Consider the following 19,408-nt stretch of genomic DNA (forward strand, 5'->3'; position numbering starts at 1 on the left):
TGCGGTGGCGTCGGGGTACGCCGTGACACAGCGTGGCGGGCGTGCGCAAGCAGGTCAATCAGGCGCGCTTCTTTGATCCACCTCCGCCTCAGGCGGGAGGCGCTCATCCCCAGGGAGGATTATCCGATCTCTTCGGCCACCGCGATCCAGGTCGCCCGGGCCCAGGCCAGGAGGGTGCCGTCGGGGGCGTACAGGCTGGTGTGCACGAGCGCCTTGCGGCCCTCGCCGCCGACCATGACGCCGGTCACCACGCACTCGTCGCCGGGTTCGGGCAGCGCCGCGACCACCGCCGCGATCCGGCCGAGGACGTACGGCCGGCCGGGAGCGATCACCGCCCAGCCCCCGGGGCAGTCCAGCGCCGCCCAGACGGTGGGCGTCGTGACGGAAGCCGGCACCCGGAACGGCGCGGCGGTACGGCCGTCCGGCAGCCGCCCCGGAAAGATCCGCAGCCCGTCGACCCGGTCCGGGCCGCAGACGTAGCAGCCGGGGAAGGGGTGGTCGACCAGCCCGGCGTACGCCGCCGAGGCGGCTCGCGCGGCCGGCAGTTGCACCGGCGGCACCACCGCCCGGGGGTCCTCCGTGGGGCGGACCTGGGCGACCACGACGCCCTCCCGGTCGCGGACCTCCCCGTCGACGAGAGTGAGCGGGGTCTCCAGCGGAGGCGGGCGACGCAGCGTGACCTCGACCGGCCCCGGGGCGCCGGACCCGGCGGCGAAGACACCGGCGCTCCAGCCGCCGTTGCCCGAACCGGGCGGCCCGTTGAAACGCGACTCGATGATCATCAAACACCTCCGGCGACGACGTCCGGCCCCGTCGCCGGCACGCCCCCGGCAGCCTCGCACAAGCTCGGTGAGTCGCCGCAGCCGTGAGCGCCTTCGCTGCGGGGCGCGAACATCCGTGACGATCAGGACGTCATGGACCTCACGGGGCAGTTTTGAGGTCCATGGCGTCCTGATCGCGAGTGGGCGGGTGTCGCGTTGGGTGCGGGGGCCCGTGAGGGTGGTTGTCCGCTTGTTCCGTCGCGATGTATCGCGTTAATGTCCTGCCCATCCGGGCGCTGTCAGCGGCGTCGCGTCGTACAGGGGAGGCCCCGTGGGCCACGGCGAGGGCGGGCTGCCGTGACCGCCGTGTTCAGTCACGGGCGGCTCCGGCTCTACCTGCTCAAGCTCCTCGACGACGGCCCGAAGCACGGCTACGAGCTGATCCGGCTGCTGGAGGCACGCTTCCAGGGCCTCTACGCGCCCAGCGCCGGCACGATCTATCCCCGGTTGCGGCGGTTGGAGACCGAGGGGCTCGTCACCCACACCGCCGTCGGAGGCCGCAAGGTCTACGAGATCACCGAGGCGGGCCGGGCCGAGCTGCGGCAGCGATCCGGCGAGCTCAACGCCCTGGAGTCGGACATCGTCGCCTCGGTGCGGGAGTTGTCCGACCGGCTCGGAGAGATCCACCACGAGGTCTGCGGCACCGTCCGCGACCTGGAGCGGGAGCTGCGCGAGGCGGTCCCGCGGACCCGCCGTACCCGCTGGTCGCCCCCCAACCCCACCCCCGCGCCCCCCGCCGGCCCGGCGCCCGGCCCCGCGCCGACGCCGCTCGACGAGTTCGACCAGCGGCTGGCCGCCTTCGCCGGGGAGGCGGGAGCGCTGGTACGGGCCCGGCGACCGACCGACTCGCAGCTGCGCACCGCCGTACGACTGCTCGACGGCGCGCTGGACGGGCTGCGCCGGCTGCTGCGCTGAGCGGTCGTCGTCTCACAGGTTATTTCCAGCGAGTGCCCAGCGCGGACGCAGCGAGAACACGGATGATGGCGGGCATGGCCACTACCCAGACCGAGGCGCGACTGCTCGTCGTCGAGGACGATCCCAACATCCTCGAACTGCTCTCCGCGAGCCTACGCTTCGCGGGCTTCGATGTGGCCACAGCGACGAGCGGCAGTTCCGCCCTCAACGCCGCCAAGGACCACCGGCCCGACCTGGTGGTGCTCGACGTGATGCTGCCGGACCTGGACGGCTTCGAGGTCATCCGGATGCTGCGCGAGGGCGGCACCCGTACGCCGGTGGTCTTCCTCACCGCCCGCGACGCCACCGACGACAAGATCCGCGGGCTGACCCTGGGCGGCGACGACTACGTCACCAAGCCGTTCAGCCTGGAGGAGCTGACCGCCCGCATCCGGGCGGTGCTGCGGCGGACCAGCAGCGGCGAGCAGGCGCCCTCCCGGCTCACCTTCGCCGACCTGGAGCTGGACGAGGAGACCCACGAGGTGCACCGCGCCGGCCAGCGGGTGCAGCTCTCGCCGACCGAGTTCAAGCTGCTGCGCTACCTGATGCTGAACGCCAACCGGGTGCTGTCGAAGGCGCAGATCCTCGACCACGTGTGGAACTACGACTTCCGGGGCGACGACAACATCGTCGAGTCCTACATCTCCTATCTGCGCCGCAAGGTGGACAACACCCAGCCCCGACTGATCCACACGCTGCGAGGCGTCGGCTACGTCCTCCGCAAGCCGGCGGCGTGAACGCGCTCCACCAGGGAAAGACGTGGCTGCGCGGCGTACCGCTGCGGGTGAAGTTGGTCGCCGCGGTGCTCGCCCTGGTCGCCGCCGCGCTCCTGGTGATCAGCTCGTTGACCACCGTCTTCCTGCGGGGCTACCTCATCGAGCAGGTGGACGGGGAACTGCGCGGCACCACGCGCTCCGTCGACGCGGCGCTGAATCTCTACAAGGAGGGCGGCCGGGGCGGCACCGTGCTGCCCAGCGACTTCGTCGTGGCCCTGGCCCAGCCGGGCGAGGTGATGTCGCCCGTCTACGACTACCGCAACTTCCGGTCCGAGCAGCTGCCGCGGCTCCCGGACACGGTCGAGGGCTTCGCGGAACAGACCGGCAAGCCGCGTACGGTCACCTCCGAGGACCACAGGTCCCGCTGGCGGATGCTCTACACGCAGTTGCCGGACGGCGAGATCCTCATTGTCGGGCAGCACCTGAGCGACGTCGACCGGGCCGTCAAGCGGCTGGTCTGGATAGACCTGCTGGTCGGTGGCGCGGTGCTGATCCTGCTCGCCTCCATCGGGGCGGCGATCGTCCGTACCAGCCTGAAGCCGCTGGTGGAGATCGAGCGTACGGCTGCCGCCATCGCCGGGGGTGATCTCACCCGGCGGGTGCCCGACCCGGAGCAGGGGCAACCCGTGCCGACCTCGGAGCTGGGTCGGCTCTCCCGGGCGTTGAACGCCATGCTGAACCAGATCGAGGTTGCCTTCACGGCGCGGGCGGCCTCCGAGCTGGCCGCCCGGTCCGCCGAGGCCAGCGCCCGGGACGCGGCCGGCGCGGCGTTGGCCTCGGAGGCGCGGGCCCGGCGCTCCGAGGAGCGGATGCGGCAGTTCGTGGCGGACGCCTCGCACGAGCTGCGGACCCCGCTGACCACCATCCGGGGCTTCGCCGAGCTCTACCGGCAGGGCGCGGCCCGCGCGCCGGAGCAGACCGCCGACCTGCTGCGCCGCATCGAGCAGGAGGCGGCCCGGATGGGGCTGCTGGTGGAGGACCTGCTGCTGCTGGCCCGACTGGATCGGGAACGACCGCTCACCCTCGCCCCGGTGGAGCTGCCCGTGCTGGCCAGCGAGGCGGTCGAGGCCGCCCGGGTGGTGGCACCGGAGCGCCAGATCGAGCTGGACGTCAGGCCCGGCTCCGGCCCGCTGGTGGTCTACGGCGACGACGCCCGGCTGCGCCAGGTCATCGGCAACCTGATGACCAACGCCCTCACGCACACCCCGCCGGACGCCTCGGTGACCCTGCGGCTGCGTTCCGAGCCGGGGAACCTGGCCGTGGTGGAGGTGGCGGACACCGGCCCCGGACTCACCCCTGAACAGGCGGAACGCGTCTTCGAGCGCTTCTACCGGGTGGACGCGGCGCGTACCCGGCGGGCCGGGGGCAACACCGGCACCGGGCTGGGCCTGGCCATCGTCGCGGCGCTGGTGCGCGCCCAGCACGGCACGGTCGAGGTCGCCGAGACCCCCGGTGGGGGAGCGACCTTCCGGGTCCGGCTCCCGCTCGTGCCGGAGGGTGACGCCGAGGACGATGGCGACGCCGAGGGCGAGTGACTTTCAGCCAACATTCAGGTGGGTTCCAGGCGGATCGCAGTGGTGCGCGGCAAGGTGGAGACATGACCGAGCACGAGTCCGACCCGCAGCGCCGGCCGGCCCACCCCGACGCCGAGCCGTCGCACCCCACCGCCGAGCTGCCGCGCGCCGAGCGCGCGCAGTCCGACTCCGCCCCCACCGTCGGCTTCACCACGCCGCCCGCCGGCGAGCCGACCCCCGTCTCCGGCGGCCACCCCGCGACCCCCGTCTCCGGCGGCCACCCCGCAGCCCCCGTCTCCGGCGGCCACCCCGCAGCCCCCGTCGTCGGCGGACACTCCTCGGCCCCCGTCTCCGGCGGCCACCCCTCGGCCGGTGGCGAGGCGTCGCGTACCGCCGAGGTGGGCCCGGCCGCCGACGGCCCGCGGGCCGGCGAGCCGGCCCGCGCCCCCGAGGCCGCGCCACCCACCCCGCCCGGTCCCTTCGCGCCGGCCCCGGCCGGCGCGCAGTATCCGGCCCCCGGCCAGCCCCAGCAGGGGCATCCGCAGGCCGCCGGGCAGCCCGGCCACCCGCACGCCGTGGGCCAGCCGGGCTATCCGCAGCCCGGCTACGCGCAGGCCGCCGGCCAGCCCGGCGCGCCCTGGTACGGCCAGCAGTCCGGCTGGGGTGGCGGGGGACAGCCGGGCCAGCCGTACGGCCACCAGCCGCACCACCCCGGCCAGCCGCTGCCGCCGTGGGCGCCCCCGCAGGCGGGCCCCCGCCCCGGCCGGATCGCCAAGTTCGCCGGCGCGGGCGTCGCGGTGTTCGCGCTGATGCTCGGCTCGGGCGTCGCCGGCGGGGCGCTCGCGCTCGCCGTCGACGGCGACTCCGGCATCACGCGCAACTACTCGGCCGCGCCCATCATCAACAGCGCCGACCTGCCCCGGATCGCCGCCGCCGTGCAGCCCAGCGTCGTCTCGATCGCGACGGACAACGGCGAGGGCTCCGGCGTGATCCTCACCGCCGACGGCTTCGTGCTCACCAACAACCACGTCGTCTCCTCCGGCAGCGGGGACCGGGTCGTGGTGACCTTCGCCGACGGCAAGACGGCCCAGGCCCGGATCGTCGGCACCGACCCGAAGACCGACCTGGCGGTGGTGAAGGCCAGCGGCGTCAGCGGCTTGAAGGCCGCCACCTTCGGCGACAGCGACGCGATGCAGGTCGGCGACCAGGTGCTCGCCCTCGGCAGCCCGCTGGGCCTCCAGGGCTCCGTCACCGCCGGCATCCTCAGCGCCCGGGACCGCACCATCCAGGCGGGCAGCGGCGAGCAGCGGCAGGAGTCCAACCAGGGAGCCTCCTCGATCGCCGGGCTGCTCCAGACCGACGCGCCGATCAACCCCGGCAACTCCGGCGGCGCCCTGGTCAACACCCGGGGCGAGGTGATCGGCATCAACACCGCGATCGCCACCGCCGGGCAGGGCAGCACCGGCAACATCGGCCTCGGCTTCGCGATCCCCAGCAACAAGGCCAAGGACGTGGCCGGCAAGCTCCAGCGGGGCGAGAAGGTCAGCCACCCGTCGCTGGGGGTCAGCGTGACCACCGCCGAGGGCGGGGGCGCCCTGGTCGCGGCGGTCACCCCGGGCAGCGCCGCCGAGAAGGCCGGACTGCAGCGCGGCGACGTGGTGACCCGGTTCGGCGACAAGCCGGTCAACGACTCGGACGACCTGGTCGGCGCCGTGCAGGCCGGCAAGGTCGGCGACCGGGTCCAGGTGACCTACAAGCGCAACGGCAGCGAATCCACCGCGACCGTGACGCTCGCCGAGGCGTCGTAACCGGTAACCACGACATTCCTCCTCCCTCCGGCGGCGGGTGGCGGGGCCAAGGGGGTTGGCTCCGTCACCCGCCGCTCCCTCCCCAGACGGCGGTTCACCCGGTGCGGGTGAACCGCCGTCACCCTTCGCGCCGGCATCGTCGGCGAGGACCGGTGAGGCGTACGGGGGGTGCGATGACCACGGCAGCGGCCGTCCGGACGGACGAGCGGATCCAGCGGGACGTGCTCGACGAACTGGCCTGGGACGCCCAGGTGCAGCCGAACGAGATCGGGGTGAGCGTCCACGACGGCGTGGTGACCCTGACCGGTCAGGTCGACGCGTACGCGCTCACCTGGGCGGCGCGACGCTGCGCGCAGCGCGTACGGGGGGTGCGGGCGGTCGCCGACGAGATCGAGGTGCGGCTGCCCGGCGAGCCGGGGCGTACGGACGCCGAGATCGCGATCGCGGCGAGCCGGGCACTGGAGTGGGACAGCTTCGTGCCCGCCGAGCGACTCGACGTCACCGTGTCCGACGGCTGGGTGCTGCTCCGGGGCGAGGTGGAGTTCGGCTGGCAACGGCGTACCGCCGAGTGGGAGCTGCGCCGGCTGCGGGGCGTACGCGGGGTGACCAACCTGGTCGACGTGCGGCCCGTCATCCAGCCGGACGCCGAGCGCCGACGGCGCGACCTCCAGCGGGCGCTCGGGCGCGGCCTCGGCACCGAGCGGGTGACCGTCGAGCTGGACGGGGACACGGTCGTGCTCGCCGGGGTCGTCCGATCGTGGTGGGAACGGGACGAGGCGGAGCGGACGGCCTGGTCCGCCGAGGGGGTGCGGGCGGTGCGGAACCGACTCCTCGTCGGCGGGTGACCGCCCGGATCATCCCGTTTAGTGGTGCCGCCGCCGGGAAACCGGCGGGGATCCCGCCCCTCAGGCGGGGCCCGGTCGGGGCGAGGCGGCCGGTGCTGCACAGCAGTGACCGAGGGGGAGGTTCCGTGGCCGTCGAGCATCCGTCGCCCGAGCGATCGGCACAGGGACCGTTGCGGATCGCGATGGTGGTGCCGCCCTGGCTGTCGGTGCCGCCACCCGGCTACGGCGGGCTGGAGCAGGTGGTGACCGGCCTGGTGGAGACGCTGATCGAGCGAGGTCACCAGGTCACCGTCTTCGGGGCCGGCCGCGAGCACGGCACACCGGCCGAGTTCGTCTCCACGGTGCCCGACCTGCAGTTCGAGCGGCTCGGCGAGGCGCTGCCCGAGCTGGCCCACCTGGCCCGGGTCAACCACCGGGTCCACGCGGGCGACTTCGACGTCGTCCACGACCACACCACCATCGGCCCGCTGATCGCCGGCCACCGGGTCGTGCCCACCGTGGCCACCGTGCACGGCAACCCCGTGGGCGAGTACGGCGACGTGCTCAGCGAGGCCGACACGGGCGTCGGGCTGGTGGCCATCTCGCACGCCCAACGCCGGCTGAATCCGGCGCTGCCCTGGGTCGGCACGGTGCACAACGCGATGGACCTCCGGGGCGTCCCGCACAAGACCGCGCCCTCGCAGGGGCCGGTGCTCTGGCTGGCCCGGTTCAGCCCAGACAAGGGCCCGGACGCCGCGATCCGGGCGTGCCGCGCGGCCGGTCTGCCGCTGGTGCTGGCCGGCAAGTGCAACGAGCCGGCCGAGCACCGCTACTACGACCAGGTGGTCCGGCCCCTGCTCGGCGAGGACGTCCGGGTGGTGTTCGACGCGGGCCGGGCCGAGGCGCTGCGGCTGCTGGTCGAGGCCCGGTGCCTGATCATGCCGATCCAGTGGGAGGAACCGTTCGGCATGGTGATGGTGGAGGCGATGGCGACCGGCACGCCCGTGGTGGCGCTGGACCGGGGCGCCGTACCGGAACTCGTCCGGCCCGGGACGACCGGCCTGATCTGCGAGCACGTGGACGAGCTGCCCGCCGCGTTGCGGGCGGCGACGGACCTCGACCCGGCGGCCTGCGTCGCGCACGTGGCGGAGAGCTTCTCCACCGAGAAGATGGCCCTCGGCTACGAGGACGTGTACCGGCGCTTCATCGCCGAGGTGGCGGCCGTGGAGGCGCGCAGGCCGGTCCGGGCCAGGGCCCGCTGACCGCCGGTCAGACCTGCGCGGCGGCGAGCGCGGTGATCGCGCTGTCCAGCCGGCGGGCGTACGCGTCGGTGACGGCACCCTCACCGCGTCGCACCGCGACCTTCTCGCGGAGCCGGGCGATCCGCTCGCCCAGGTCGCCGGAGCGGGCGCGGGCCGCGTCGGTCAGGTTGCGCAGCTCGTTGCGGAAGTCGAGGCCCACGTCGGGGCGGATCCCCCCGTCGTCGAGGCCCGCGCCGATCAACCCGTCGACCCGGTTGGCCGCCTCGATGAGGTCGCCGGGTTCCGGCGGTGTCCGGGCCGGCCCGGGCGCGACCGGTGCGGCGGACGTCGGCGCCGAGGTCGCCGGGGGCGGTACGACGTCGGCCGTCGGCGTGGCCGAGGCCGCCGGCTCGGACGGACCCGTGGTGGGCAGCGCCCGGGGCGGGCTCGCCTCCTCCTGACGGATCGCGGGCACGGCCAGCGCCACCCCCACGAACAGTACGACCGGCACGACCAGCACCGGCCGTGGCAGGCGACGTCGACGCCGCTGGCGGGCGAGCCGGGCGCTGCGCGTCTCGGCCCCGCTGCCCGGCCCTGCTGCCGCCTCGCCCGGCCCTGCCTTCCCGCCCGGCCCTCCTGCTGCCCCGCCCGGTCCTGCTGCCAGCGGCAGGGTGGCGGGGGTGGCAGCTGCCTGGGGGACGCCGGCTGCCGGTGCCGGGGCCGGCAGCGTCGGGAGGGTGACCGTCGGCGCGAGCATGGTGGCGGCCTGCGGGTCGGCGGGGAGCAGTTGGTCCCGCAGGAGCGTGGCGACCTGGCGCGCGGTGGGCCGGTCCAGCGGATCCCGCGCCAGGCAGCGCAGGCACGTACGGGCGACCTCCGGCGGCAGGCCCGGCAGGTCCGCCAGCGAGGGTGGCCCCGCCCCGGCGAGCGCCTCGCTGAGCTGCTCCCAGGTGTCCGCCGGGTACGGCACCCGACCGGTCAGCGCCTCGTAGAGCAGCACGCCGAGGGAGTACACGTCGGTCGCCGGCTGGGCGGGCGCCCCGTCGAGCCGCTCCGGGGCCACGTACGCGGGCGTGCCGAAGGTGCCCCCGTCCTCGTCGTCGTCCGGCGCGCCGATCCGGGTGGCGATGCCGAAGTCGAGCACCTTGGCCCCCGCCCGGGTCATCATGACGTTGGCCGGGGTGATGTCCCGGTGCACGATGCCGAGCCGGTGGGCGGCGGCGAGCGCGTCCGCCACCTGGGCCCCGACCTCGGCCGCCTCGGTCCACGGCATCGGCCCCTCGGTGAGCCGGACCTCCAGCTCCTCGCCGGTCAGCAGCTCCATCACCACGAACGACGTGATCGAACCGTCGGGCGCGACCGTCTCGCCGTAGTCGTGCACCGAGGTGACGTGGGGGTGGACGAGCTGGGCGGCGGCGCGCGCCTCCTCGCGCACCATGTCGCGGAAGCGGGCGTCGGCCGCGAGCGACGGGGCGAGCACCTTCAGCGCCACGGTCCGGTCGAGGACCTCGTCCCGCGCCCGCCAGATCACCGACATGCCACCGGCGCCGATCTGGTCGACGAGCCGGTACCGGCGGGCCAGCAACCGGCCGGGGTGCAGTGCTGGCTTCACGGATCGCACCTGCCTCGCTGTGGGAGCGCTATCAGGTTGCGTGAATGTGTCGGGCCTGTCAACGGTCGGCTACCTTCCGGAGCCGGGCCCGGTCCTGGCGGCCCCGGCAGCCGCCAGCCCTGGAACGCCGAGCGCACCTTCGACGTGGGCGACCCCGACGAGCTGCTGGCCTGCGCCGGAGAGCGTCGTCGCCGCCACCTCGCCGGGCGGCCCCGGACGGCCCCTTTCGCGCCCGTGCCAGGATGAGGCCATGTCGCGGGGACCGGTGGCGTTCGTACTGGGGGGCGGGGGAGTCCTCGGCGCTGTCGAGGTGGGCATGCTGCGGGCACTGTTCCGGGCCGGCATCACGCCCGACCTGGTGCTGGGCACCTCGATCGGGGCGGTCAACGGCGCGCTGGTCGCCGCCGAACCGTCTGAGGCGGTCACCGACCGGCTGGTCCGGCTCTGGGCCTCCCCCGAGGCGAGCGAGGTGTACGGCGACTCGGTGGCCCGCCAACTGCGCCGGTTCGCCGCCCGTACCCACCTGCACTCGCCGCGCCCGCTGCGCAAGCTGCTGGAGGCGGAGCTGGGCGCGGAGACCACCTTCGCCGACCTCCAGGTGCCCTTCCGCTGCTGCGCGGCCAACATCGAGCGGGCCGCGGAGCACTGGTTCGACCGCGGGCCGCTGGTGCCGGCCGTACTCGCCTCCGCCTCGGTGCCGGGGCTGCTGCCGCCGGCCCGGATCGACGACCAGCACTACGTCGACGGCGGGATCGTCAACTCCATCCCCATCGGGGAGGCCGTCGCCGTGGGCGCGAAGCGCATCTTCGTACTCCAGGTGGGCCGGATCGAGCGGGAACTGACGCCGCCCCGGCGGCCCTGGGAGATCGCCCAGGTCGCGTTCGAGATCGCCCGGCGGCACCGGTTCGCCCGGGAGATGGCGGCCCTGCCCGACGGGGTGGAGGTGCACGTGCTGCCCACGGGAGGGTTGGAGCCGCGCGACGACACGCCGTGGGCGTACCGCGACATGGCGGCGGTGGGGCGGCGGATCAGCCGCGCCTACACGGCCTCCCGGCGCTACCTGGCCACGCAACTGGAGCACTGATGCCGCTGCCGCCGAGGTGGGCCCGCCGGTTGTTCCTGGCCCCCGGCGTGGTGCTGCTCGCCTTCCTGGTGGTGACGACCCTGCCGGTCTGGGCGCTGCTCGCGGCGGCCGTCTCGCCGCTCGTTCCGGGCCGGCTGCGGCCGCTGCGCCTGCTCTGGCTCGGCTGCGTCTACCTGGTCTGGGACGCCTCGGCGCTGCTCGCGCTCTTCCTGCTCTGGGTCGCCTCCGGCTTCGGCTGGCGGGTCCGCTCGCCGGGCTTCCAGCGGGCCCACTACGTGCTCGCCGGCTGGTTCCTGCGGATCCTCTTCTGGCAGGCCCGCTGGGCGCTGCACCTGAGCATCGACGTGGTGGGCACCGACCCCGACACGGCCCTGCCCGGGCGGCCCGAGCTGGTGCTCTGCCGGCACGCCGGCCCCGGCGACTCGTTCATCCTCATCCACGCCCTGGTCAACTGGTTCAACCGGGAGCCGCGGATCGTGCTGAAGGACAGCCTCCAGTGGGACCCGGCGGTCGACGTGCTGCTCAACCGACTGCCGAACCGCTTCCTCGCGCCGGGCCCGGACGGTCGGGGATCGGTGACCGAGCAGATCGGGCACCTGGCGCAGGGCCTGGACGACGACGACGCCTTCGTGATCTTTCCGGAGGGCGGCAACTTCACCCCCGGTCGCCGGCTGCGGGCCATCGACCGGCTGCGCGCGCTCGGCCTCGAACTCATGGCGCGGCGCGCGGAACGGATGCGGCACGTGCTCGCCCCGCAGCCGGGCGGGCTGCTCGCGGCTCTGGACGCGGCGCCCGACGCCGGGGTGATCTTCGTGGCACACACCGGCCTGGACCGGATGCTCACCGTCGGTGACGTGTGGCGGGAACTGCCGATGGACAAGCGGATCGTCATGCGTTTCTGGTCGGTGCCGCCGGAGGAGGTGCCGGCCGGTCGGCAGGAGCGGATCGACTGGCTTTTCGACTGGTGGGCGCGGATAGACGAGTGGATCGCGGCCAATCGGGACGGTGCCGCGTAGGGTGCGCTCGTGGACCAGATCTGCGTGGTGACGACTGTGGTGGACGCCCGCTCGGTCGCTGACGTGATGGCGGCGGCGGCCGTCGCGGGACGGCTCGCGGCCTGCGCGCAGGTGGGCGGCCAGGTGGACAGCACCTACTGGTGGCGTTCCGGGGTGGAGACCAGCACCGAGTGGTCGGTGCAGTTCAAGACCGCACCGGACCGGGCCGCCGCGCTGGTGGAGCAGATCCGGGCCAGCCACCCGTACGAGGTGCCGGAGATCCTGGTGAGCCGGGTGGACAGCGGCGATCCCGGCTACGCCACCTGGGTGTACGAGCACACCCGGCCCTGAGTACGAGCACTCTGGTCAGGTGATCTCCCGGCCTTCATGATGGCCGGGTGCAGAACACCGGCTATCCCTGTCCCGCCTGCGGCGCGCCGGCCGACCTCGGTTCCGGCTGCTCCGGCTGCGGCCGGCCGCCGCACCCGGCCGCGGCCGAGGTGGTCCGGCTCGACCGGGAGATCGTCGCGCTCGGCGGCGAGGTCGAGCGGGCCCGCGCGACGTACCAGGGGCTCGTCGACCGGCTGGGCGCGGTCCGGCAGCGGCGGGCGGCGCTGGCCGCGGCGGTCCGGGCGGAGTTCCCCGTGCCGCGCCCGGTGGCTCCCGCGACTGCGACGCCGATGCGCCCCGCCGCCCCGAACCCGATGCCGGCCCACGCGATGCCGGCCCACCCGGTGCCGGCCCACGCTGCGCCGGGCGTGGTGCCGCCGCAGGCCGCGCCTCCGCCGCCCGGGTGGCCGGGCCACGCGCCGGTCGCCCCGGCGCCGGCCGGCGTCGGCGGGGCGGAGACCTCCACCCGTACGGTGCAGGGTCTGCTCTTCGTCCTCGGCGGGCTGCTGCTGGGCACCGCCGCGGTGGTCTTCACGGCGGTCGCCTGGGCGGCGGTGGGGGTCGCCGGTCGGGCCCTGATCCTGTTCGCGTTCACGGCGCTCGCCCTGGCCGCGCCGCTGGTGGCGGTGCGGCGCGGGCTGCGCGGCACGGCGGAGACCTTCGCCGCCGTCGGGCTGCTGCTGGTGCTCCTGGACGGCTACGCCGCCTGGTCGGTCGACCTGGTCGGCGTCGCGGACTGGCCCGCCACCCGGTACGCCGCGCTGGTCGGGGGGGCCAGCGCGGCGGTCGCCGCCGGGTACGCCCGGCTCAGCGGGCTGACGGTGCCGTGGTTCGCGGCCCTGGTGACCGCGCAACCGGTGCTGCCGCTGCTCGCCGCCGACGCGCGACCGGACGCCGCCGGCTGGGCGCTGGTCTTCCTGGGGGTGGCGCTGCTCGACCTGGCGGTGCTGGTCGCGTTGCGCCGCCGCAGCGGCCCGTCGACGGGTGCCGCGACCGTGGGCGCCCCGCTGGCGGACGCCGCGACCGTGGGCGCCCCGTCGGCGGAGGCCGGTCCGGTGGGCGGCGTCCCGGCCGTCGCCGGGGCGGTGCGGCCGGGCGCCGCGTCGCCCGCGCCGACCGGGGAGCGGCCGGCGGTCGTCGCCGGGCGTGTCCTCGCCTGGGTGGGGCACGCGGGCGCGCTGCTCGTGGCCGCGTGCTGCGCGGTGGTGCCGTTGGCCGTCGGCCGGGCCGCCGGCATCCCGCTGCTGGCCGGGGTGCCGCTGCTGCTCGTGGCGCTGACACTGCTGGGCACCGCGCTGCTCACCGGCGGGGCCGTGTTCCGCGCCGTGGCCGCCGCGCTGCTGGTGCCGGTGCTGGCCGGCGCGCTGGTCCGCCCGATGGCGGAACTGGGCCTGTCGCCGGTGCTCTCCGCGCTGGTCGTGGTGGCCCTGGCCGGCGCGGTTCTGCTGCTGCCCGCCGGGTGGCGGACCGGTCCCCGCGCGGGCGCGCTGCTGGTGGCCGGCGGGACGGCCCAGTTCGTCGTGCTGCTGGCCGTCGCGCTCGCCGGCGCCACCGCCGGCCGCTCGCTGCCGCCGTGGCGGGGGGCCGCTCCCGGACCCGAACTGGACCAGGGCTGGCAGCTCCCGGTGGTGATCGCGCTGACCGTGGCCGCCCTGGGGCTGCTGCTGCCGAGGGCCGCCCGGCCGGCGCTGGCCGCGATCGGGGTGGCGGCCGTCGCGCTGGCGGTGCCCGCCGGCTGGCCGTCGCCCTGGCCCGCGGTCGTGGCCCTGGACCTGGTGGCGGCGGTCGGCCTGCTGGCCCTCGCCGTGGCGCGTCCGGGCGTCCGGTCCTGGACGTCCCTGGCGGCGGGGGTCGCCGGAGCCGTCCTGCTCGGGCACGGCCTGGTGGTCGGGCTCGCCGCGCCCGCCGGGGCGGGGGCGGCGCTCGCGGTGCTGCTGGTCGTCGGGACCGCTGTGGCGGCGGCAGGCCGGCGCGGCACGCCCGTGCAGCGCGGGGTGGCGGGGGCGGCGTTGTCCGTCGTACCGCTCGCCGTCCCGGCCGTCGCGGTCGTCGCCCTCCTCGCCGCCGCCGCGCCGGCCTGGTGGCAGGCGCGGGCGGCGCTCGCCGCCCTCGCGCTGCTGCCCGTCGGGCTGCTCGCGGTCCGCCGGCACTGGCCCGACCTGCGGGCGTACGCCTCCGTCGGCGTCGCCGTGGCGGTCACGGCGGTCGGGTTGGCGCCGGTGGTCGTACCGGCCGACGAACCGGTGGCGCTCTACGCCGCCGTGGCGGTGCTGCTGGCGGCGCTGGGCGGCGCGGGGCGCTCCGACGTCGTACTCCGGGTGGCCGGCGTCGGGCTGCTCGTGGTCTCGGTCGCCACCGCGGTGCCGGTGGTGCTGAAGGCGCTCTTCGCCCCGTACGGCGCGGTGGCGCCCTGGTCCGGGGTGCCCACCGTACGGGCCGATGCGGGGGCGTTCCCGGTGGGCCTGGCGCTGGTCGCGCTCCTGGTGGCCGGGATGGTGGCCGGCCGGCGGGACCGGGGCGTCGGCCGGCCCGACCCCACCGCCGCCCCGACCAGGGGTGGCGGCTGGTGGCGGGCTGCGCTGGTCGCGGTGCCGTTCGCCGCCGCCGCGCTGCCCGTACTGCTGATGGCCGCCGGCGTGCCGTGGCCGGTGCTGCCGGTCGTCACGCTGCTCGGCGGGGTGGCCCTGGTGCTGTGCGCCGCGCTGGCCGCGCCGCGCCCCCTGCTCGCCCCGGTCGGGCTGCCGGTGGGGCTGGTGCTGGTGCTGTCCGGGCTGCTCGGGCTGCTGGCCACCCGGGCGGGCACGATCGTCGGCCTCGGCGTGCTCGTGGTCGCGGCGACTGTGGTCGGCGTCGCCGCCCGCCGGGACGACGCCCGGCTGGGCGGCGCCCTGGCCGCGGTGGCCGCCGCGACCGGCCTCGCGGTCGTCGCGCCGCTGGCCGGTGGGCTGCCGGTACGGGCGGCGGCGTTCAGCGTGCTCGCCGTCGCGACGCTCACCCTGGCCGCCGCAGCGGTGCTCAACCGCCCCGGCGCGGTGGTGGCGACTCCGGGCCGTCGGGGGCGGGTCGCGGCGGTGGCGCTGGACGCGGCGGCGCAGGCGGTGGCGTTGGTCGCGCTGCTGCTCGCGGTGGGCTCGCTCCGGCACGCGGCGGCGGTCTGTGTGCTGTGGGGCGCCGCCGTCGCGTTGCGGGTACTGCGCCGGGGCGAGTCGTCGGGCCGGCGGTGGGTCTTCGCGGGCATCGCCGGCGGCAGCGAACTGCTCGGCGGCTGGCTGCTGCTGGCCGCCGGGAGCGTGGCGGTGCTGGAGGCGTACACGGTGCCGGCGGCCGCGCTGGCTCTCGTGGCGGGCCCGGTGGCGCTGCGTACCCGGCCCGGGCTGAACAGTTGGCTGGCGCTGGGCCCGGGGCTCGCCGCCGCGCTGCTGCCGAGCCTGGTGTCGGTGCTGGTGGCCCCGGACGCGCAGCCGTGGCGGCGGCTGCTGTTGGGTGTCGCCGCGCTCGGCGTGGTGCTCGCCGGGGCGACCCGCCGGTGGCAGGCGCCGGTGCTGCTGGGCGGGGTGACCTTGGCGCTGCTCGCGCTGCACGAACTGGTCCGGGGCTGGGACCTGCTGCCCCGGTGGGTCTTCCTGGCGGTCGGCGGGTTCGCGCTGATCGGGCTCGCCACCACCTACGAGCGGCGCCGCCGCGACCTGGCCCGCCTCCGGGCCGCCGTCGGCCGGATGGGCTGACGGGCCGGTCGGGCGGACGGGCCGGACGGGGCCGGACCCGCTGACGGGGCCGATCACGGGCCCGGGAGGTAGGGCTCGCCCTACCTCACACTCGGGGGTGTGCAGGGTTACTCAGCGCAACGGTTTCACCGGAGACTCGAAGGCGGGGACGCGCCGGCCGGCGCGAACCGTGATCGACGAACGGGAACGGGGGCGTGATGGTGCTGGAAGCGGTGGCGGATCCGCCGGTACGACGGGGGAGTGACTACGCGCAGTTGTCCCGGCGGATCAGCGGGGCGGGCCTGCTGGAGCGACGTCCGGGACGGTACGTCACCCGGATCGTGCTCACGCTGGGTGTCTTCGCGGCCGGCTGGGTCGCGGTCGGCCTGGTCGGTGACTCGTGGGCGCAGTTGCTGGTGGCCGTCTTCCTGGCCGTCGCCACCACCCAGGTCGCGTTCCTCGGTCACGACGCGGGCCACCGGCAGATGTTCCGGCGGCGTGGACCGAGCGAGGCCATCGGCCTGCTCACCGGCAACCTGGCCGTCGGGCTGAGCTACGGCTGGTGGGTCGACAAGCACAACCGCCACCACGCCAACCCCAACCACACCGACGAGGACCCGGACGTCGGGGCCGGCGCGCTGGTCTGGACGTACGAGCAGGCCGCCGCGACGCGCGGACTCGGCCGCCGGCTGGCCCGTCGGCAGGCGTGGCTGTTCTTCCCGATGCTGCTGCTGGAGGGGCTCGCCCTGCACGTGGCGAGCGTACGGGCGATCGTGGGGCGGGACGCCGACGGCGCCTTCCGTACCCCCATGCGACGTCGAGGCGTCGAGGCGCTGCTGCTGGCCCTGCACGCGGTGGCCTACGTCGGCGCGCTGCTGCTGGTGATGTCGCCGCTGAAGGCGCTGCTCTTCGTCGCCGTACACCAGGGACTGTGGGGCCTCTACATGGGCTGCTCGTTCGCCCCGAACCACAAGGGCATGCCGATGCCCACCGCCGACGACAACCTGGACTTCCTGCGCAAGCAGGTGCTCACGTCGCGCAACGTGCGGGGCGGGCGGGTCGTCGACGTCGCCCTGGGCGGGCTCAACTACCAGATCGAGCACCATTTGTTCCCGAACATGCCCCGGGCCAACCTGCGCCGGGCCCGGCCGATCGTGCGCGCCTACTGCGCCGAGCGGGGCATCCCGTACGCCGAGACGGGGTTGGTCGAGTCGTACCGTCAGGCGCTCGCGCACCTGCACGAGGTGGGCCGGCCGCTGCGCGGCTGAGTACGCGCGACGGGGGCGGCGCGGTCGGCGCCGCCCCCGTCCGTGCGTGCGGTCGGGCTGAAGAGGAACCCGGCTCAGGAGCCGAGGGACTCGATCAGCTCCTGCGGGGCCTCCTGCGTGTCGCCGGCAGCGGGCTTCTTCACGGTGACCGGGGTGCCGAAGTCCGAGTACGTGGTGATCATGGTGCCCAGCGACTCGTGCAGCACCTGGGTGTCGACGGCGAACTCGACGAGCCGGCCCTGGTCGTCGACCCGGGCGGTGAACGGTACGGCCTTGGCCTTGTCGCCGAGGGCTTGGATGGCCTTGTCGTCGGGCTTGGCGCGGGTGTAGTCGAGGACGCCGGAGTAGGTGCCCGGCCCGGTCTTCTCGACGTCGACGACGCTCTCGACCATCTGCTGCGCGCCGCCCGGGTCACCGTCGGGCATCATGTTGAGCTGGGCGCTCTTGCCGAGCTTGGTGACGTCCATGTGCATCCACTTCTTCGGCATCCCCTCCATGCCGGTGACCTTCAGGTAGACGTCGTCGCCGAGCATCAGGATCCGGAAGGTGCCCTCCGCGCCCATCTTCAGCGTCATGTCGCCGCTCTTGGCGGCCGGGTCCATCATGCCGTCGCCGTTGATGACCGGCGACGTCAGCTTCACCTTGACGCTCTGCTGGTTCAGCTTCTTCGCCGCGGCGCCCAACTCCGCGCGGGCGTCGGCCGGGGCGCTGCTGGCCGCCGCCGCGCCGGTGGTGGCGCCCCCGTCGCCGGCCGGAGCCTCCGCGTCCGTCCCCCCGCCGCACCCGGTGAGCCCGAGAGCGAGCGCGGCGACGAGTGCGACCCCCGTGGTCGCCAACCGTCGAGTGTTCATCGTGGAATCTCCTCACGCAGGGTTGGCCGGGGATGACGGCTGGTCACGGCCCCGGCCGGGCCGCCGGTCAGCCTAACCCGCCGCTGCACAGCCGCCCATCTATGTCGTGGCGTCCTCCGGGCCCCGGTGCCGCCGGTGGCCGGCCCACGACCCCGGCCCCGGCTCGCGCCTACCTGCCGCTGGGGTCGGTGACGGCCTCCGCCGCTGGTCGGCGTCGTCGCGCGGTCCCGGTAGGGTCTCCCCATGGCAGACCTGCTCACCGCCGAGGCGGTGCGAGACGAGTTGGGCGAGCTGGCGGGCTGGTGCCGCCGCACGCCCCCGCTGAGCGGCTTCACCGGGCGTGACCTGGGACCGACCCGGCGGATCGGCGACATCGTGGGGAGCGTCGGATGAGATTCGAGATCAGCAAGGTGCTGGACGCCATCGAGGGCCGGGTCAGCACCGATCCCTCGCTGGCCCGGGCCGTCGTCGACCTGGCCGAGGTGATCCGCTACCAGGATCTCGACGGCGGCCGACCGGCGAGCCTGCTCCGCCTCGGCATGGTGATCGACGCCCTCGCCCGGGAGATGGAGGAGGACAGCGTCCCCGTCTACGCGGTGGTCCACCGGGCCCTGCTCTCCGACGCCGACCTCACCTCCAACGAGCGCATGGTGGTCCGCCGGTGGGCCGACGACGGGCTGGTCGAGGTGCTCGACAACCCGGGCGACCGGATGCTGGAGGTGGCTGACCTGCTCGGGTTGCCGGTGCTGACCCGGGTGCGGGCCGACGGCCTGCGCGGGCGCTACCCGTGGCTGGTCGAGCAGGCCGGTCGGGTGCTCGCCCCGGTGCCCGGCGCCGGGGGACCGGCCTTCGTCGCCCACGTCGGCGGCGGGCACACGCCGGTCGCCGGTGACCGTTCGCCGGCCGGCGCGAAGCTGCTCGCCCGGAAGTGGCGGTGCCCCGAGCCCGGCTGTGCGCTCTTCGGTGGTGGCGGGGGCGGTGGGGCCTTCGCCGACCTGGCCGGGGTGGTGGAGCGCAGCCCCGCCGGCCAGTCACCGCCCACCCTGCGCGGCGGCGCGCCGACCTGCCCCCGGCACGGCGCCCGGCTGGGCGACGCCGGTCCGCGACCGCGCAGCGCCGTCCTCGCCGTCCGGGTGGGTGGGCTGATCCGGCGCCGCTTCGTGCTCACCGAGGAGCAACCGGTGGTGGTGGGCCGCGCGCCCGACCAGTCCGGCGGGATCGTCCTCGGGCAGTGGCTCAACGACGAGGCGCGCCGCTGGATCAGCCGCAGCCACGTCCGCTTCGAGCTGCGGGTCGGCGAGGTGATCGTGACCGACGTGAGCACCAACGGCTCGGGCATCCGCCCGAACGGCTCGATGGTGGAGGCCGAGCGCGTCCCGCTGGCGCCCCAGCAGTCCCGCGTGCTGGCCGAGGGCGACATGGTGGAGCTCTATCCCGGGGTGCAGATCGGCCGGCCCGGCGAGCTTCCCACCGGCGCCTCCTACACGCCGACCTCGGTCATGGCCGAGGCCCCCACGATGGCGATGCGCCTGCCCCGCTGATCCGCCGGGCAACGACGGCGGGCGC

Annotated in this window: 16 protein-coding genes; 13 read left to right on the forward strand and 3 right to left on the reverse strand. The window is 75.4% G+C overall.

The window, feature by feature from the left end; translation table 11 throughout:
- Window positions 1–119 precede the first annotated feature (119 nt).
- The gene (locus tag ACGFIR_RS19855; RefSeq protein ID WP_393146365.1) at window positions 120–782 is read right to left on the reverse strand and encodes a hypothetical protein; all 663 of its coding nucleotides are present in this window, start codon (window positions 780–782) and stop codon (window positions 120–122) included.
- 336 nt (window positions 783–1,118) lie between these two features.
- On the opposite strand from ACGFIR_RS19855, the gene ACGFIR_RS19860 reads away from it, so the two are divergent.
- The 6 genes from ACGFIR_RS19860 (at window position 1,119) to ACGFIR_RS19885 (ending at window position 7,959) form a co-directional block, all read left to right on the forward strand.
- A complete protein-coding gene (locus ACGFIR_RS19860; protein ID WP_393146367.1) occupies window positions 1,119–1,736 on the forward strand; it encodes a PadR family transcriptional regulator in 618 nt (205 codons plus the stop codon).
- Between the two features lie 74 nt (window positions 1,737–1,810).
- A complete protein-coding gene (locus tag ACGFIR_RS19865) occupies window positions 1,811–2,512 on the forward strand; it encodes a response regulator transcription factor (protein ID WP_392998883.1) in 702 nt (233 codons plus the stop codon).
- A complete protein-coding gene (locus ACGFIR_RS19870) occupies window positions 2,509–4,086 on the forward strand; it encodes a sensor histidine kinase (protein WP_393146369.1) in 1,578 nt (525 codons plus the stop codon). Before ACGFIR_RS19865 ends, ACGFIR_RS19870 begins: the two co-directional genes overlap by 4 nt.
- Before the next feature lie 62 nt (window positions 4,087–4,148).
- Window positions 4,149–5,873: a trypsin-like peptidase domain-containing protein gene (locus ACGFIR_RS19875; RefSeq protein ID WP_393146371.1), complete on the forward strand. Its 1,725-nt coding sequence runs from the start codon at window positions 4,149–4,151 to the stop codon at window positions 5,871–5,873.
- A gap of 173 nt (window positions 5,874–6,046) precedes the next feature.
- Window positions 6,047–6,718 carry a BON domain-containing protein gene (locus tag ACGFIR_RS19880; protein ID WP_393146373.1) on the forward strand — a complete coding sequence of 224 codons (672 nt, stop codon included), beginning with the start codon at window positions 6,047–6,049 and terminating at the stop codon, window positions 6,716–6,718.
- A 182-nt stretch (window positions 6,719–6,900) separates the two neighbouring features.
- A complete protein-coding gene (locus ACGFIR_RS19885) occupies window positions 6,901–7,959 on the forward strand; it encodes a glycosyltransferase family 4 protein (protein ID WP_393146614.1) in 1,059 nt (352 codons plus the stop codon).
- A 7-nt stretch (window positions 7,960–7,966) separates the two neighbouring features.
- Here ACGFIR_RS19885 and ACGFIR_RS19890 read toward each other — a convergent pair whose 3' ends face one another.
- Window positions 7,967–9,550, reverse strand: a complete 1,584-nt coding sequence (locus tag ACGFIR_RS19890) for a protein kinase (RefSeq protein WP_393146375.1) — start codon at window positions 9,548–9,550, stop codon at window positions 7,967–7,969.
- 250 nt (window positions 9,551–9,800) lie between these two features.
- On the opposite strand from ACGFIR_RS19890, the gene ACGFIR_RS19895 reads away from it, so the two are divergent.
- The 5 genes from ACGFIR_RS19895 (at window position 9,801) to ACGFIR_RS19915 (ending at window position 16,991) form a co-directional block, all read left to right on the forward strand.
- Entirely contained in the window at window positions 9,801–10,634 is an 834-nt protein-coding gene (locus tag ACGFIR_RS19895) for a patatin-like phospholipase family protein (RefSeq protein WP_392998892.1), read from the forward strand.
- Window positions 10,634–11,650 carry a 1-acyl-sn-glycerol-3-phosphate acyltransferase gene (locus ACGFIR_RS19900; RefSeq protein WP_392998894.1) on the forward strand — a complete coding sequence of 339 codons (1,017 nt, stop codon included), beginning with the start codon at window positions 10,634–10,636 and terminating at the stop codon, window positions 11,648–11,650. Before ACGFIR_RS19895 ends, ACGFIR_RS19900 begins: the two co-directional genes overlap by 1 nt.
- A gap of 9 nt (window positions 11,651–11,659) precedes the next feature.
- Window positions 11,660–11,980, forward strand: coding sequence for a divalent-cation tolerance protein CutA (gene cutA / locus ACGFIR_RS19905; RefSeq protein ID WP_392998896.1), 321 nt, complete (start codon window positions 11,660–11,662; stop codon window positions 11,978–11,980).
- Between the two features lie 47 nt (window positions 11,981–12,027).
- Window positions 12,028–15,744, forward strand: a complete 3,717-nt coding sequence (locus ACGFIR_RS19910) for an SCO7613 C-terminal domain-containing membrane protein (protein ID WP_393146377.1) — start codon at window positions 12,028–12,030, stop codon at window positions 15,742–15,744.
- Between the two features lie 197 nt (window positions 15,745–15,941).
- Window positions 15,942–16,991, forward strand: coding sequence for a fatty acid desaturase family protein (locus ACGFIR_RS19915; protein ID WP_393146616.1), 1,050 nt, complete (start codon window positions 15,942–15,944; stop codon window positions 16,989–16,991).
- Between the two features lie 74 nt (window positions 16,992–17,065).
- On the opposite strand, the gene ACGFIR_RS19920 is transcribed toward ACGFIR_RS19915, so the two are convergent.
- Complete coding sequence (locus tag ACGFIR_RS19920; RefSeq protein ID WP_393146379.1) at window positions 17,066–17,842, reverse strand: hypothetical protein; 777 nt, start codon at window positions 17,840–17,842, stop codon at window positions 17,066–17,068.
- Between the two features lie 243 nt (window positions 17,843–18,085).
- Between ACGFIR_RS19920 and ACGFIR_RS19925 the strand changes: the two genes are divergently transcribed.
- Window positions 18,086–18,235, forward strand: a complete 150-nt coding sequence (locus tag ACGFIR_RS19925; RefSeq protein WP_392998904.1) for a hypothetical protein — start codon at window positions 18,086–18,088, stop codon at window positions 18,233–18,235.
- Window positions 18,232–19,383 (forward strand): FHA domain-containing protein, encoded by a 1,152-nt coding sequence (locus tag ACGFIR_RS19930; RefSeq protein WP_392998906.1) that lies wholly within the window; start codon window positions 18,232–18,234, stop codon window positions 19,381–19,383. Before ACGFIR_RS19925 ends, ACGFIR_RS19930 begins: the two co-directional genes overlap by 4 nt.
- Window positions 19,384–19,408 lie beyond the last annotated feature (25 nt).

It is taken from the genome of Micromonospora sp. NPDC049051 (assembly GCF_043197575.1).
Lineage (GTDB): Bacteria > Actinomycetota > Actinomycetes > Mycobacteriales > Micromonosporaceae > Micromonospora.

What these genes read in the sequence shown, in the direction of transcription:
- ACGFIR_RS19855 (WP_393146365.1), bottom strand. Translation starts at nt 782, where the DNA reads ATGATCATCGAGTCGCGTTTCAACGGGCCGCCCGGTTCGGGCAACGGC.
- ACGFIR_RS19865 (WP_392998883.1), top strand. Translation starts at nt 1,811, where the DNA reads ATGGCCACTACCCAGACCGAGGCGCGACTGCTCGTCGTCGAGGACGAT.
- ACGFIR_RS19875 (WP_393146371.1), top strand. Translation starts at nt 4,149, where the DNA reads ATGACCGAGCACGAGTCCGACCCGCAGCGCCGGCCGGCCCACCCCGAC.
- ACGFIR_RS19880 (WP_393146373.1), top strand. Translation starts at nt 6,047, where the DNA reads ATGACCACGGCAGCGGCCGTCCGGACGGACGAGCGGATCCAGCGGGAC.
- ACGFIR_RS19885 (WP_393146614.1), top strand. Translation starts at nt 6,901, where the DNA reads ATGGTGGTGCCGCCCTGGCTGTCGGTGCCGCCACCCGGCTACGGCGGG.
- ACGFIR_RS19895 (WP_392998892.1), top strand. Translation starts at nt 9,801, where the DNA reads ATGTCGCGGGGACCGGTGGCGTTCGTACTGGGGGGCGGGGGAGTCCTC.
- ACGFIR_RS19900 (WP_392998894.1), top strand. Translation starts at nt 10,634, where the DNA reads ATGCCGCTGCCGCCGAGGTGGGCCCGCCGGTTGTTCCTGGCCCCCGGC.
- ACGFIR_RS19915 (WP_393146616.1), top strand. Translation starts at nt 15,942, where the DNA reads ATGGTGCTGGAAGCGGTGGCGGATCCGCCGGTACGACGGGGGAGTGAC.
- ACGFIR_RS19920 (WP_393146379.1), bottom strand. Translation starts at nt 17,842, where the DNA reads ATGAACACTCGACGGTTGGCGACCACGGGGGTCGCACTCGTCGCCGCG.
- ACGFIR_RS19925 (WP_392998904.1), top strand. Translation starts at nt 18,086, where the DNA reads ATGGCAGACCTGCTCACCGCCGAGGCGGTGCGAGACGAGTTGGGCGAG.
- ACGFIR_RS19930 (WP_392998906.1), top strand. Translation starts at nt 18,232, where the DNA reads ATGAGATTCGAGATCAGCAAGGTGCTGGACGCCATCGAGGGCCGGGTC.